The organism is Mesorhizobium dulcispinae, from assembly GCF_033977345.1.
In the GTDB taxonomy this organism is placed as follows: Bacteria; Pseudomonadota; Alphaproteobacteria; order Rhizobiales; family Rhizobiaceae; genus Mesorhizobium; species Mesorhizobium dulcispinae.
Genome location: NZ_JAVIIY010000006.1, coordinates 88,697 through 103,751, shown reverse-complemented (window position 1 = coordinate 103,751; position 15,055 = coordinate 88,697). Strand labels below are relative to the sequence as shown.

Here is a 15,055-nt window from a genome sequence, read left to right as displayed (position 1 = left end):
GAGGGGGAGATGGCCGGCAGGCCAGAGGGGGGTTGGCGGGAACTCGACCTAGGCGTTTGGATTGGGTCGCGGCCTATCCACCACGCCCGTCCGCCTACAGGCCCACGCCAAACATCTCCCTCGCCTGCTCCGCCGTATAGTAGCCGAGCCGAACATCCTCGGCGACCTGCTTCGGGTCGCGCTCGCGCGGATCGCCATAGCCGCCTCCGCCCGGCGTGCCGACCCGCACGCGGTCACCGGCCTTGAGCGCGATGTCCTGCTCCTTGGAAAGATGCGGCGGCACATGCGCTTCGCCGCCCCGGAAGACGGTCACGCTGTTCGGCGCCCCGTCCTTGCCGCCGAGCGCGCCTTGCGGGCCGAAACGGCCGTGGTCCATCACGAAGGAGGCGCGGGCTTCACCTCGCAATATCTCGACCTCATAGGCAAGGCCGAAGCCGCCGCGATGCTTGCCGGCGCCGCCCGAGCCTTCGCGCAGCGCGTAGTGCCGGTAGAGCACCGGAAAGGCCTGCTCCATGATCTCGACCGGCGGCGATTTCGAAATGCCGATGGTCGAGCAACCGTTGCTCAACCCGTCATGGCCGGCATTGCCGCCATAGCCGCCGCCCGAGATCTGGTACATGACGTAGTCGCGTCCGCGCGCCGGATCGTTGCCGCCGAGCGCGAAATTGCCGCTGGAGCCGGCGGGCGCCGCCGTCACCTTCTCCGGCAACGCCTGCACCATGGCGGCGAACACCGCCTCGGCGATGCGCTGCGAGACTTCCGCCGCGCAGCCCGACACGGGGCGCGGATATTTGGCGTCGAGAAAGGTGCCCTCCGGCCGCTTGACGTTCAGCGGTTCGAAGGCGCCGGCGCTGATCGGCACCTCCGGAAAGATATGCCGCATGGCGAGATAGACCGACGACAAGGTCGTCGCCAGCACGCTGTTCATCGGCCCGGCGCAGGGCTTTGACGAGCCGGCGAAATCGAAGGTGAGCGTATCGCCCCTCTTCTCGACGGCGAGATTGATGGTCAGCGGTTCGTTCACCACGCCGTCGGAATCGACGAAGGCCTGCGAGCGATAGACGCCGTCCGGTATCACCGCGATCGAGGCGCGCATCTGCTCGGCGGCGCGGCGGCGCAACTCCGCGATCGCTTCGACGACGGTTTCGTCTCCGTAACGATCGAGGATTTCATTGAGCCTGTCCTGGCCGATCAGCAAGGCCGCCGCCTGCGCGCGGATGTCGCCGATGCGCTGGTCGGCAACGCGGATGTTCGAGCAGATGATGGCGTAGATCTCCGGATCGAGCACGCCTTTCTTGAACAGTTTTACCGGTGGTAGCCGCAAGCCTTCCTGCTCGACGGCGGTGGCCGACGCCGAGAAGCCGCCCGGCACCGAGCCACCGATATCCGGCCAATGGCCGGTGTTGGAAAGCCAGCAGAAGATCTTGCCGCCCCGGTAGACCGGCATGACGAAGCGCACATCCATCAGATGCGTGCCGCCGAGATAGGGATCGTTGACGATATAGATGTCGCCGGGTTCGGGGGCCAGGCAACGGCCGTCGGCGATCATCTCGATCACCGTCCTGGTCGAATATTGCATGACGCCGACGAACACCGGCAGGCCCTGGCTGCCCTGCGCGATCAGCGAGCCGTCGACCGCCGAATAGATGCCGTCCGAACGGTCGTTGGCCTCGGCGATGACCGGCGAGAAGGCCGCACGGGAGAACGTCAGGTCCATCTCGTCGCAGACCTGCTGCAAGGCTGCCTGCAGCACCGAAAGCGTGATCGTGTCGAGCTTTGCCCCTTCGAACGCGGACATAGTCAGGCCTCGCCGATGTCGATGATGATGTTGCCGTCGGCGTCCGAGCGCGCATGGTCGCCGGGTTCCAGCACGGTGGTGGCGTCCATCTGCTCCAGGATCGCCGGCCCCTGGATCACGGCGTCGAGCGGCAGCTTTTCGCGGGCGTAGACCGGCGTGTCGTGCCAGGTGCCGTGGTACCAGACCGGCCGGATCTCGCGCCGCGCCTCCTCGAGCGTCGCCGCGCGGCCCGCCGGGTCGATCAGCCGCGACAGGTCGATCTGCGGGCGCACGCCGGTGACCGAGGTGTTGAGGTTGACGAGATTGGCGCGGATTTCCGGCAACTCGACCTTGAAGCGGGCGAAATAGGCCTTCTCGAACAATTGCTGCAGCGTTTCTCGTGAAACCGAGGATGACGGCAGCGGCACATTGATGATGTGCGTCTGGCCGACGAACTGCATGTCGGCCGAATGGGTAACGCGGATCGCATCGGGCTTCACCGCTTCCTTGGCGATCAGCCCCTCGCCTTCGTCCCGGTGCCGTTCCAGCACCTCGCGAAGCTTCGCTTCGTCGAGGCTCGCTACGGGCATGTTGATTGTGTTGACGAAGTCATGCCGCATATCCGCGACGACGCAGCCGAGCGCGTTGGTGATGCCGGGGCGCGCCGGCACCAACACTCTCGGCAGGCCGAGTTCGCGGGCGAGAGCGGTCGCATGCAGCGGCCCGGCGCCGCCGAAGGCGAACAGCGCAAAATCGCGCGGATCGTGGCCGCGCGAGACGGAAACCATGCGGATGGCGCCCGCCATCTTCATGTTGCCAAGCCTCAGGATTGCACCCGCCGCTTCGACGCCGGAAAGGCCGGTGTGCTTGCCGATCCTGTCCTCGAAGATTGCCGTCACGCGCTCGACGGTGACCGGATTGTCGACGGCCAGCAGCTTCTTCGGCGCCAGCCGGCCGAGCACCAAATTGGCGTCGGTGATGGTGGGTTCCGTGCCGCCGCGCCCATAGCAGATCGGGCCTGGATTGGCGCCGGCGCTTTCCGGGCCGATCTGGATCAGTCCGGCCGCATCGACGCGGGCGATCGAGCCGCCGCCGGCGCCCACCGTGTGCACCGCCACCATCGGCACATGGATCGGCATCGCATATTCGATCTCGATCTCGTTGGAGACGGCGGGTTCGGCATTGCGGATCAGCGCCACGTCGGTTGAGGTGCCGCCCATGTCGTAGGTAACGAGATTGCCGAAGCCGGCACGTTTTCCGGTATAGGCGGCGGCAATCACGCCGGAGGCCGGGCCGGACATCACCGTCTTTGCCGATTCCAGCGTGACGAAACGGGCCGAGATCATGCCGCCATTGCCGTTCATGATCAGGAAGTCGCGCGCATAGCCTTTTGCGGCGAGCTCCTTGCGCAGCCGCTCGACATAGCGCTCGAGAATCGGCTGCACCGAAGCGTTGACCGCGGCCGTCACGCCGCGCTCGAACTCGCGCGCTTCCGAAAGCAGCGCGTGGCCGGTGGTGATGTGGCCGTTCGGCCAGAGCTCCGCCGCGATCTCGGCGGCGCGGCGTTCATGCGCCGGGTTGGCGTAGGAGTGCAGGAAATGGATGACGAGCGACTCGCAGCCCGCGTCGAGCAGCCGCGTCACCGCGTCGCGCATTTCGGCCTCGTCGAGCCGGACGCGGACGGCGCCGGAAGCCTCGACACGCTCCGACACTTCGAGCCGGAGGTCTCGCGAAATGACCGGCACGAAAGTGCCCGTCATGCCATAGGCTTGCGGTCTTGTGCGCCGTCCGAGCTCGATCACGTCGCGGAAGCCGTGCGTGGTGATCATGCCGGTTTTCGCCAGCCGGCGCTCCAGCACGGCGTTTGTCGTGGTCGTCGTGCCGTGCACGATGAGGTCGATGCCGTCGACCGGAAAGCCAGTGGCGCCAAGCGCGGCGACCACGCCAAAGGCTTGATTCTCCACCGTCGTCGGGGTCTTGGCGATATGCACCTTGCCGCCTGACTTGCCGTCGATCAGAAGCAGGTCGGTGAAGGTTCCGCCGACATCGATGCCGGCAACCACGCTTCCCGCCGACGCCGAAAATTTCTCATTCATTGCCGAAACCCGAAATGCCAGGACTACGGATATGCCTCGGTTTGGAAAGGCGTTTTACGCTGCCATCTTGACCTGAAGATCATTTGTATACTAATAAATTCGGGACACAAGAGCTTACCGCTTGGCAGTGTGTGAGGAGCACGTCGGAACCTGACCGTTCGGACGCGCAGGAGAAAGTTTGGCGCCAGCGCCTCGCGTCCGCGCCGGAAAGTTGGGTTGGAATGAACACGACATCCGCGTTGAACGTCGCCGGCGCAAAGCCGCTGCAGTTCCCGATCCCGGCCAATGTCTATGCCGAGACTGTGGTATCGGTGAAGCATTACACCGACCGGCTGTTCTCGTTCCGCATCACCCGGCCGCAGTCGCTGCGCTTCCGTTCCGGCGAGTTCGTCATGATCGGTCTGCCCAATGCCGAGAAGCCGATCTTCCGCGCCTATTCCGTCGCCAGCCCCGCCTGGGACGACGAGTTGGAATTCTTCTCGATCAAGGTGCCGGATGGTCCGCTGACTTCCGAGCTGCAGAAGATCCAGGTCGGCGATACCGTCATCATGCGCCAGAAGTCGACCGGCACGCTGGTGCTCGACGCGCTGACGCCTGCCAAGCGCGTGTTCATGATCTCGACCGGCACCGGCATCGCGCCCTTCGCCAGCCTGCTGCGCGATCCCGACACCTACGAAAAATTCGACCAGGTCATCCTCACCCACACCTGCCGCGACAATGCCGAGCTCACCTACGGCCAGGAGCTGGTGGCCGCGCTCGAGAGCGATCCGCTGATCGGCGAACTGACCGGCGGTCGCGTCACGCTCTACAATTCGACGACCCGCGAGGAGTCGGCGCGCATGGGCCGCATCACGGCGTTGATCGGCTCCGGCAAGTTCTATTCCGACCTCGGCATCGACAAGCTCAATCCCGAGACCGATCGCATCATGATCTGCGGCTCGATGCACATGCTGAAGGACGTCAAGGAACTCGCCGAGAGCCTCGGCTTCCAGGAGGGCTCGCTCAGCCATCCGGCCAGCTTCGTGGTCGAGCGCGCCTTCGTCGGCTGAGGCTCTTCCAGCGTTTTGACCATACGGTCAAAAATCAGCTGCTTTTGCCGCCTTTTTCCGCTATGAGCCACTGAAGGACTCGTGAAGCATCGCTTCACGGGCTATCTTCGTGCGTGTCGCCCAAAAGTGTTGAGCGGTTTTGGGAATACGACACGCACCAAGACCAAAAAGCGCGTGGTCGCTGGGAAAGGGCAGGAGATGAGCAGCACGATCCGCGAAGCGGGCGCAGGCGCAGGCGCGTCCAAGGTGATGTCGCTGCAGGCGCGCGCCGCGGCCAACACGCCGATGCCGCTGGAGCATGGCATTGCCCGGAACCCCGGCATGAAGCTCGATCTCGGCTTCCTGGAATCGGTGCGCAGCGTCAACCGCTCGGCGCTGGAGCGCCGCGTCGCCACGCTCACCAAGCGGCGCTCGATCAAGGCCGACAACCAGGCGGCCTGGCTGCTGCGGGTGATTGCCTGCATGGACCTGACGACGCTGAACTCCAACGACACCGACGAGCGCGTGCGCCGGCTCTGCGCCAAGGCGGTCAACCCGCTACGCCGGGATATCGTCGATGGTCTCGGCATCGCCGGCGAGACTATCCGTCCGGCGGCGGTCTGTGTCTACCATCCCTTCGTCGCCACCGCGGTTGATGCACTGCGCGGCACCGGCATCCATGTTGCCGCCGTCTCGACAGCTTTCCCGCATGGCCTTGCACCGCTCTCGACCCGCCTGCAGGAGATCGAGGCTTCGGTGCGTGACGGGGCCGACGAGATCGACGTCGTCATCCCGCGCGGCCTGGTGTACGGCGCCAAATGGCGCGAGCTGTTCAACGAGATCGTTGCCATGCGCGCCGCCTGCGGTGAGGCGCATCTCAAGGTCATCCTCGGCACCGGCGATCTCGCCACGCTGCGCAATGTCATGCTCGCTTCGATGGTGGCGATGATGGCGGGCGCCGATTTCATAAAAACCTCGACCGGCAAGGAAAGCGTCAACGCCACACTTCCCGTCGGCCTCGCCATGGTGCGCGCCATCCGCGCCTATTTCGAGGAGACCGGCTATCTGATCGGCTTCAAGCCGGCAGGCGGCATTTCCACTGCAAAAGTCTCGCTCGACTGGCTGGTGCTGATGAAGGAAGAGCTTGGCCGGCCGTGGCTGGAACCGGACCTGTTCCGCTTCGGCGCCTCCAGCCTGCTCACCGACATCGAACGCCAGCTCGAGCACCATTTGACCGGCCATTATTCGGCCAACCATCGCCACGCGATGGCGTAGCATCCACCCTCCCCCTTGTGGGGAGGGTCGCCGCGCAGCGGCGGGGTGGGGGTCGAAGAATCAGATCAGCCTGTCAAATGCATCAAACCATCAGCCATTTACCCCCACCCCGATCGGCGATGCCGATCGACCCTCCCCACAAGGGGGAGGGTAAAGGAGGCGCCCCATGAACATCCTCGAACGCTATCACGCCATGGAATACGGCCCGGCGCCGGAAGCCCGCAACGAGGCCGATGCCTGGCTGGCCTCGCGCGATTTTTCCAAGGCGTTGTTCATCGACGGTGCCTGGAAAGCGGCGGCGAACGGCAACACCTTCGACACCAGCGAGCCGTCCTCCGGCAAGCTGCTCGCCAAGGTTTCCGATGCGGGCACCGCCGACATCGACGCCGCGGTAGCGGCGGCTGCCAAGGCGCTGCCGAAATGGAGCGCCAGCTCAGGCTACGCCAGGGCCAAGGTGCTCTATGCCATCGGCCGCGCCATGCAGCGCCACCAGCGCCTGTTCGCGGTGCTGGAATCGATCGACAACGGCAAGCCGATCCGCGAGAGCCGCGACATCGACGTACCGCTGGCGATCCGCCATTTCATCCATCATGCCGGCTGGGCGCAGACGCTGGAAAAGGATTTCCCCGATCACAAGCCAGTCGGCGTCGTCGGCCAGGTCATCCCGTGGAATTTTCCGCTGCTGATGTTGGCCTGGAAGATTGCGCCCGCACTTGCCGCCGGCTGCACGGTGGTGCTGAAGCCCGCCGAGTTTACGCCGCTCACCGCGATCCTGTTCGCCGAGATCTGCGAGCGGGCAGGCGTGCCGAAGGGCGTCGTCAACATCGTCCAGGGCGGGCCCGAGGCGGGTGCGGCGATCGTCAATCATCCCGGCATCCAGAAGATCGCCTTCACCGGCTCTTCGGAAGTCGGCAAGATCATCCGCAAGGCGACGGCGGGATCGGGCAAGAAGCTCTCACTGGAGCTTGGCGGCAAGTCGGCCTTCATTGTCTTCGAGGATGCCGATCTCGACAGCGCCGTCGAGGGTCTGGTCGATGGTATCTGGTTCAACCAGGGCCAGGTCTGCTGCGCCGGCTCGCGCCTGCTCGTGCAGGAGGGCATCGCGGAAGCCTTCATCGCCAAGGTCAAGGTCAGGATGAGTCGGCTGCGCGTAGGCAGCCCGCTCGACAAGAACACCGATGTCGGCCCGCTGGTCGACCGCACGCAGCTCGACCGCGTCAAGGGCCTGATCGCCGAGGGCGCCAGGCAGGGCGCCGTCTGCTGGCAGCCGGACGCTGCCTTGCCGGCGACAGGCTACTATCATCTGCCGACGCTCGCGACATCTGTTTCGCCGGCTAACATCCTGGCACAGGAGGAGGTCTTCGGGCCGGTGCTGGCGACGATGAGCTTCCGCAACACCGAGGAAGCGATCGAGCTTGCCAACAACACGCGCTACGGCCTTGCCGCTTCGGTGTGGAGCGAGAATATCAATCTCGCTTTGCATGTCGCGCCGCAGTTGAAGGCCGGCGTGGTCTGGGTCAATGGCACCAACATGTTCGACGCCTCCTGCGGCTTCGGTGGCTACCGCGAAAGCGGCTTCGGTCGCGAAGGCGGGCGCGAGGGCATGTTCGAATATCTCGCCGCCAAGTTGCCTGTCGGCCCAGCCATCAAGCCGGTCGCCGCTGGCTCTGCCCAGCCCGTCGAGCAGGCCGACGGCACGGCCATCGACCGCACGGCAAAGCTGTTCATCGGCGGCAAGCAGGTGCGGCCGGACGGGAATTACTCTCTGGCTGTCGCGACCGCGAAGGGCAAGCTTGCCGGCGAGGTTGGCCTCGGCAACCGCAAGGATATCCGCGACGCGGTCGCCGCTGCCCGCGCGTGCAAGGCCTGGCCGGAAGCGACGACCTTCAACCGCAGCCAGGTGCTCTACTATTTCGCCGAGAACCTCTCCGGCCGCGCGGACGAATTTGCGGCGCGCCTCGTACAGCTCACGGGTGTCACTCCCAAGGCGGCGCGGGAAGAGGTCGAGCAGTCGATCGAGCGGCTGTTCCTTTATGCTGGCCTCGCCGACAAGTTCGAGGGCCGCGTCCACCAGCCGCCGGCCCGCGTCGTGACGCTTGCGCTGCATGAGCCGGTCGGCGTCGTCGGCATCGTCGCGCCGGACAACCAGCCGCTGCTCAATTTCATCTCGCTGGTGGCGCCGGCGCTCGCCATGGGCAACACCGTGGTGGCCGTCCCCTCCGAGCGTCACCCGCTTTTAGCCACCGACCTCTACCAGGTGATCGAATATTCCGACGTTCCGGCCGGCGCCATCAACATCGTCACCGGCCGCAGCGCCGAACTGGCCGGCGTGCTGGCCAAGCATGACGATGTCGACGGGCTCTGGGTGTTCGCCGATGCCGACACCTGCGCCGAGGCGGAGGCCGACTCCATCGGCAATCTCAAGCGCGTCTGGACCGGCAATGGCCGCAGTCTCGACTGGGCTTCGAGCGAAGCCGCCGGCGAGGCCTTCCTGCGCCGCGCCATCGAGGTCAAGAACGTCTGGGTGCCTTACGGCGATTAGAGCAATTCCAGGAAAAGTGGCAACGGTTTTCCGTCCGGAATTGCGTAAAAACAAAGAGATAGAGTGGTTCACCATTTCCGTGAAATGGTAAACCACTCTAAGCGCCCCGATCGAACGGCAGCGGGCCTTGGAGATTGAGGCGCGTTTGCCGCAGTCTTGCCGGCTTGACGCATCGTCACATGTTCTTTAACCAGAAAAAACAATTGGCCTGCGGCAAGCAGCCGGTCAGGCGGCAGGCTCGCCTGGCACATTGCGTCCCGTCTGGCCGCCGGTAAGAAAAGCTCGCGAGACCTGGAGGGAAGAATGGCGGATCTGGCAGGCAAGGTGGTCGTCGTCACCGCGGCGGCGCAAGGCATCGGGCGGGCGAGCGCGCTGGCCTTCGCCAAGGCAGGTGCCACGGTTCATGCCACCGACATCAACGAGCAGCTTTTGGCCGAGCTCGCCAAGACATCCGGCATCAAGACCCGCAAGCTCGATGTGCTCGACGACGCGGCCGTCGCTACAGCCTTCGCCGAGATCGGCCGGGTCGATGTGCTGTTCAACTGCGCCGGCTTCGTCCATTCCGGCTCCATCCTCGAAATGACCGATGCCGACCTCGAATTCGCGCTCAACCTCAATGTCCGCTCGATGATCCGTACCATCCGCGCGGTGCTGCCCGGCATGCTGGAGCGCGGCGATGGCTCGATCATCAACATGGCCTCGCTGGCGAGCTCGCAGAAGGGCGTGCCGAACCGCTTCGTTTATGGCTTGACCAAGGCGGCGGTCGTCGGCCTCACCAAAGCGGTCGCCGCTGATTATGTGGCCAAGGGCATCCGCTGCAACGCCATTTGCCCCGGTACGGTCGAGAGCCCGTCGCTGCAGGACCGCATGCATGCGCAGGGCGATTATGAAGCGGCGCGCGCCGCCTTCATCGCTCGCCAGCCCATGGGAAGGCTGGGCACGCCCGAGGAGATCGCCGATCTCGCCGTCTATCTGGCGGGAGCGACCTATACGAGCGGGCAGGCCTACAATATCGACGGTGGCTGGTCGATCTGATTGCCGCCGGGAAAAGATCATTGGCGAACAGGAAGATCGCGCCCAACGCCGCGTTTATCTGCAGAGGATCGGAAAGTCTGAAAATCCTGTCCGCGACCGCCCCAGGCGCGCTGCGCGCTTGTCGGAGATTGGCTTGATGGATACGGTCCGCCGGCCTTCGCAATCAAAGCCGTCGCCCGGGCGAAGAATTTTGCAAAACGGCCTTCGGCCGCAAGTAGGAGAACAAAGATGAAGTTGCTGCGCTATGGCGAGGTGGGGAGCGAGCGTCCCGGCCTGCTCGATCAGGATGGCACGATCCGCGACCTTTCGGCCCATGTCGCCGACATCGCCGGCACCGCGCTCCATCCGGCTTCGCTGGAGATGCTCTCGAAGCTCGATCCGAAATCGCTGCCGGCGGTTTCCGGTAGCCCACGCATCGGCGCCTGCGTTGCCGGCACGGGAAAATTCATCTGCATCGGCCTCAACTATTCCGACCATGCCGCCGAAACCGGCGCCACCGTGCCGCCGGAGCCGATCATTTTCATGAAGGCGAGCTCGGCCATCGTCGGGCCGGACGACGACGTGCTTATCCCGCGCGGTTCGGTCAAGACCGACTGGGAGGTCGAGCTCGGCGTCGTCATCGGCAAGACGGCGAAGTATGTCAGCGAGGACGACGCGCTCGACTATGTTGCCGGCTATTGCGTCGCGCACGACGTTTCCGAGCGCGCCTTCCAGGCCGAGCGCCAGGGCCAGTGGACCAAGGGCAAGTCCTGCGACACCTTCGGTCCGATCGGCCCGTGGCTGGTGACCAAGGACGAGATCGCCGACCCGCAGAATTTGAAGATGTGGCTGACCGTCAACGGCAAGACGATGCAGAACGGCTCGACCAGGACCATGATCTACGGCGTCAAATATCTGGTCGCCTATCTCAGCCAGTTCATGTCGCTGCATGCCGGCGACATCATCTCCACCGGCACGCCGCCCGGCGTCGGGCTGGGCATGAAGCCGCCGGTGTTCCTGAAGCCCGGCGACGTCGTCGAGCTCGGCATCGAAGGCATGGGCCAGCAGATGCAGACGTTCAGGGCGGACGAGTAAGAGCGGACTTCCCCTTCTCCCCTTGTGGGGTGAGGTGCGGTCCGCTTTAGCGGGCGAAAAGCCAATTGCCTGGCTTTTCGAGCTTCGAACGCCCTGAGCCTGCGAAGGGCCGGGTGGTGGCCGATCCACCCCCCGGCCGGGTCCCCGCTGCTTCGCAGCGTCCCGGCGTTCGCCGGCCTTTCATCGTGCCACTGGCACGATGAATTCGCTTCGCGAACCGGCTGCTCACCCCACAAGGGGAGAAGGGGAGGCTGGCGCTTATTTCAACACTCTTCCATCCGCCCCAAATCGGTACGTTTTCGCAGGATCCGGCGTGGCATACAGCGTCGAACCCGGCTCGGCGTTGTAGACGCCGAAGATGCGCACCGTCAGCAGCCCGGCCTTCTCGCAGTCGAGATAGAGATTGGTGTCGGCGCCGAGATGCTCGGCATGCACCACCGTGCCCTTCCAGGCGCCGGAGCTCGGATCGACGGTCAGATGTTCCGGCCGCACGCCGACGGTCTTCGCCGTCTCGCCCAGTTTGGCGCCGTCGATGAAATTCATCTTCGGCGAGCCGATGAAGCCGGCGACGAAATCGTTGGCCGGCGAATTATAGAGCTCCATCGGGCTGCCGATCTGTTCGATCCGCCCGGCGTTGAGCACCACGATCTTGTCGGCCAGCGTCATCGCCTCGACCTGGTCGTGGGTGACATAGATCATCGTCGCCTTCAGCCGCCGGTGCAGCTGCGCGATTTCCAGCCTTGTGTTGACACGCAAGGCGGCATCGAGGTTCGACAGCGGCTCGTCGAACAGGAAGAGTTTTGGTTCGCGCACCACGGCGCGGCCGATGGCGACGCGCTGGCGCTGGCCGCCAGAAAGCTCCGCCGGGCGCCGCTCGAGATAGGGCTCCAGCGACAACATGGTGGAAGCGATCTTGATGCGGCGGTCGATCTCGGCCGTCGGCGTGCCGGCCTGCTTCAGGCCGAGGCCCATATTGTTCTTCACCGTCAGATGCGGGTAAAGCGCATAGGTCTGGAACACCATGGCGATGCCGCGTTTTGCCGGCGGCGTGACCGAGACGTCGTCGCCGTCGATCAGCACCCGTCCCGAGGTCGAATCCTCCAGCCCGGCGATGACGCGCAGCAGCGTCGACTTCCCGCAGCCGGACGGGCCGACGAAGACGACGAACTCGCCGTCATTGACCTCGAGGTCGATGCCCTTCAGCACCTCGACCGGCCCGAATGCCTTCTTCACATTCTCGATGTTCAGCGAGCCCACGGCTTCGTCCTTGTTCTAGAGTTTGATCGGGGCGCCGCTGCGCACGCTCTCGTCGGCGGCAAGGCAGACGGCGAGAGATTTCACGGCGTCGTCCATGTGGCGGGTGAGGTCGATGTCCTCGCGGATGGCCTTCAGCAGGAAGGCCTGTTCGAGGTCGCAGAGCTCCTGGTGTCCCGGCTCGCCCTCCATCGACAGCAGCTCGTCCTCCTTGGCGAACCTGCCGTCCGGCCCGGTCGCGGCGCTATGCAGGCGGATGGTCGAGGTTTTTGTGTGGGTGTCGATGTCGTCGGACTTCACGCCCTCCTTCATCACGATCGACACGCAGCCTTTGGGCGACATCACGTCCTTCACGAAGAAGGCGGTCTCCGAAATCATCGGACCCCAGCCGGCTTCGTACCAGCCGACCGAGCCGTCCTCGAACAGCACCTGGAGGTGGCCGTAATTGTACATCGAAGGCGCCACTTCATCGCTGAGCCGCACGCCCATGCCGCGCACCTCGACCGGTCTCGCGTCGGTGATCTGCAGCATCACGTCGAGATAGTGCACGCCGCAGTCGACGATCGGCGATGTCGTCTGCATCAACTGCTTGTGCGTCCCCCAGGTGTGGCCTGAGGACTGCTGGTTGAGGTTCATGCGAAAGACATACGGACCGCCGAGCTTGCGCGCTTCGGCGATCAGCCTCATCCAGGACGGATGATGTCGCAGGATATAGCCGATCACCAGCTTCTTGCCGTTGGCCTTGGCGGCATCGACGACGCGCCTGGCATCCGCCACTGTCGTTGCCAGCGGCTTCTCGACGAAGACATGGCAGCCCGCCTCGAATGCGCGCACCGCATAGTCGGCATGGCTGTCCGAATAGGTGGCGATCGCGGCGACGTCGGGTTTCTCGTCGCGCAGCGCGTCCTCGAATGAGCGCCTGATGCCATAGCCCGCGAGCCCGTCCGGCAGCGGCACGTCAGACCGGTTGACGAGCGCCGCGATCTCGAAGCCCGGATTGGTGTGGTAGGCGAGCGCGTGGCTGCGGCCCATATTGCCGAGGCCGGCGATGACGACGCGTAGGGGTTTTTCTGAACTCACTTGACGGCTCCCGACGTGATGCCGCGGATCAGCTGCCGCGAGAAGATGACGTAGAGGATCAGCACCGGCAGGATCGCCAGCGAGAGCGCCGCCAGGATCGCGTTCCAGTTGGTGACGAACTGGCCGAGGAAGAGCTGCGCGCCGAGCGTCACGGTCTTGGTCTCTTCCGACGGCGCCAGGATCAGCGGGAACCACAGGTCGTTCCAGATCGGGATCATGGTGAAGACGGCGACCGTCGCCATCGACGGGCGCACCAGCGGCAGCACTAGCCGGAAGAAGATCGTATATTCCGACAGCCCGTCGATGCGGCCGGCGTTCTTCAGGTCGTCGGACACCTGTTTCATGAACTCCGACAGGATGAAGATGGCGAGCGGCAGGCCTTGCGCGGTGTAAACCAGGATCAGCGCCGTCAGCGTGTTGACCAGCCCGGTCGCCACCATCAGCTGCAGGATGGCGACGGTGCCGAGGCGGATCGGGATCATGATGCCGAGCGCGAGATAGAGCCCCATCAGCGCGTTACCGCGGAAGCGGTATTCCGACAGCGCGAAGGCGGCCATCGCGCCGAACAGAAGCACGAAGAACAGCGAGGCGACGGTGACGATGAGGCTGTTCTGGAAATAGTGCAGGAAGTCGCCCTGTCCGAAGACGGTGGTGTAGCCGACCAGGTCGAAGGTGCTCGGCGTCGGCGGCGTCAGCGGCGCGCCAAAGATGCCGGCGCGCGACTTGAACGAGTTCACAATGACCAGGATCACCGGGAATAGCGCGATCGCCGTATAGGTCAAAAGGACCGCGTGGGCGCCGATGGTGCGGGGAAGAGAGTGGGTTGCGGTGCTCATAGCGCCCTCAGAACTGGTAGCGACGCAAACGCGTCTGGACGAGGAACAGGTAGACGCAGACGCCGGCAAGGATGATCAGGAACATCATCGTGGCGATCGTTGCACCCATGTTCGGGTCGCCGACCTGCAGTTGGAAGCCGAAGAAGGCACGGTAGAGGAAGGTGCCGAGGATGTCGGTCGAATAGTTCGGACCGGCGAGCGCCCCTTGCGCCGTGTAGATCAGGTCGAAGGCGTTGAAATTGCCGACGAAGGTCAGGATCGAGATGATGCCGATAGACGGCAGGATCAGCGGCAGCTTGATCTTCCAGAACTGCGCCATCCCGGTGACGCCGTCGCATTCGGCCGCCTCGATAACCTCATCGGGGATCGACAGAAGCGCTGCATAGATCAGCATCATCGGGATGCCGACGAACTGCCAGACCGAGACCAGGCTAAGCGCGGTCAGCGCATACTGCTCCTTGCCGAGCCACGGGGTGAACAGGCTCTTCAGCCCGACGAAGTCGAGCAGATGCGGCGCCACGCCCCAGATCGGCGACAGGATCAGCTTCCAGGCGAAGCCGACGATGACGAAGGACAGGATCGTCGGCACGAAGATCGCCGTGCGGTAGAAGGCGGCGAAGCGCAGCCGGGGGCTCGACAGAAGCGCCGCCAGCAGGATGCCGATCGGGTTCTGCACCAGCATGTGGATGATGAAGAACCAGACGTTGTTCCTGAGCGCATTCCAGAAATTCACCGACCAGTTGGGGTCGCCGAACAGCGTGCGGAAATTGCCCAGCCCGACGAAGACCTGGGACTGCTCGATGTTGCGGAACAAGGAAAGCTGCAGCGTGCCGAACAGCGGCAGGATCATGATCGCCGTGTAGACGAGCACCGCCGGTGCCAGGAAGACGGCGATATGCCAACGGATCGGTTTCTTGGGTCGTGTTTGTGCGGCCATGAGTTCGGTCCCCGCCGTCTCTCGGTTCAAGGTCGATGAATGCTTAGCGGATGCCTCGATGCACGGCCTGATTGTCCCATTCGCGGGTGGACAAGGCCAGCGACGGTGCGGCTTCGTCTTC

Annotated in this window: 11 protein-coding genes; 5 read left to right on the top strand and 6 right to left on the bottom strand. The window is 64.5% G+C overall.

The features are described from left to right. Positions 1 to 94: 94 nt before the first annotated feature. Together RFN30_RS15200 and RFN30_RS15195 are read right to left on the bottom strand one after the other, a co-directional pair. Complete coding sequence (locus RFN30_RS15200) at positions 95 to 1,798, bottom strand: hydantoinase B/oxoprolinase family protein (RefSeq protein ID WP_320262906.1); 1,704 nt, start codon at positions 1,796 to 1,798, stop codon at positions 95 to 97. Positions 1,799 to 1,800: 2 nt separating this feature from the next. Beyond that, a complete protein-coding gene (locus RFN30_RS15195) occupies positions 1,801 to 3,873 on the bottom strand; it encodes a hydantoinase/oxoprolinase family protein (protein ID WP_320262905.1) in 2,073 nt (690 codons plus the stop codon). A gap of 221 nt (positions 3,874 to 4,094) precedes the next feature. On the opposite strand from RFN30_RS15195, the gene RFN30_RS15190 reads away from it, so the two are divergent. From RFN30_RS15190 to RFN30_RS15170, 5 genes are all read left to right on the top strand, one after another. Further along, on the top strand, positions 4,095 to 4,922 hold the full coding sequence (locus RFN30_RS15190) for a ferredoxin--NADP reductase (RefSeq protein ID WP_320262904.1): 828 nt from the start codon (positions 4,095 to 4,097) through the stop codon (positions 4,920 to 4,922). A gap of 198 nt (positions 4,923 to 5,120) precedes the next feature. Beyond that, entirely contained in the window at positions 5,121 to 6,176 is a 1,056-nt protein-coding gene (gene deoC, locus RFN30_RS15185) for a deoxyribose-phosphate aldolase (RefSeq protein ID WP_320262903.1), read from the top strand. Positions 6,177 to 6,342: 166 nt separating this feature from the next. After that, a complete protein-coding gene (locus RFN30_RS15180; protein WP_320262902.1) occupies positions 6,343 to 8,718 on the top strand; it encodes an aldehyde dehydrogenase family protein in 2,376 nt (791 codons plus the stop codon). 303 nt (positions 8,719 to 9,021) lie between these two features. Further along, positions 9,022 to 9,753, top strand: coding sequence for an SDR family oxidoreductase (locus RFN30_RS15175; RefSeq protein ID WP_320262901.1), 732 nt, complete (start codon positions 9,022 to 9,024; stop codon positions 9,751 to 9,753). A 228-nt stretch (positions 9,754 to 9,981) separates the two neighbouring features. Then, complete coding sequence (locus RFN30_RS15170) at positions 9,982 to 10,827, top strand: fumarylacetoacetate hydrolase family protein (RefSeq protein ID WP_320262900.1); 846 nt, start codon at positions 9,982 to 9,984, stop codon at positions 10,825 to 10,827. Positions 10,828 to 11,085: 258 nt separating this feature from the next. On the opposite strand, the gene RFN30_RS15165 is transcribed toward RFN30_RS15170, so the two are convergent. Genes RFN30_RS15165 through RFN30_RS15150 form a run of 4 tightly spaced genes read right to left on the bottom strand, consistent with a single transcriptional unit; the run spans position 11,086 to position 14,934 of the window. Continuing rightward, the gene (locus RFN30_RS15165; RefSeq protein ID WP_320262899.1) at positions 11,086 to 12,084 is read right to left on the bottom strand and encodes an ABC transporter ATP-binding protein; all 999 of its coding nucleotides are present in this window, start codon (positions 12,082 to 12,084) and stop codon (positions 11,086 to 11,088) included. A gap of 15 nt (positions 12,085 to 12,099) precedes the next feature. Beyond that, entirely contained in the window at positions 12,100 to 13,161 is a 1,062-nt protein-coding gene (locus RFN30_RS15160; protein ID WP_320262898.1) for a Gfo/Idh/MocA family protein, read from the bottom strand. Continuing rightward, positions 13,158 to 13,997 (bottom strand): carbohydrate ABC transporter permease, encoded by an 840-nt coding sequence (locus tag RFN30_RS15155; protein WP_320262897.1) that lies wholly within the window; start codon positions 13,995 to 13,997, stop codon positions 13,158 to 13,160. Before RFN30_RS15155 ends, RFN30_RS15160 begins: the two co-directional genes overlap by 4 nt. A 7-nt stretch (positions 13,998 to 14,004) precedes the next feature. Then, positions 14,005 to 14,934, bottom strand: coding sequence for a carbohydrate ABC transporter permease (locus RFN30_RS15150; RefSeq protein ID WP_320262896.1), 930 nt, complete (start codon positions 14,932 to 14,934; stop codon positions 14,005 to 14,007). Positions 14,935 to 15,055: the final 121 nt, after the last annotated feature.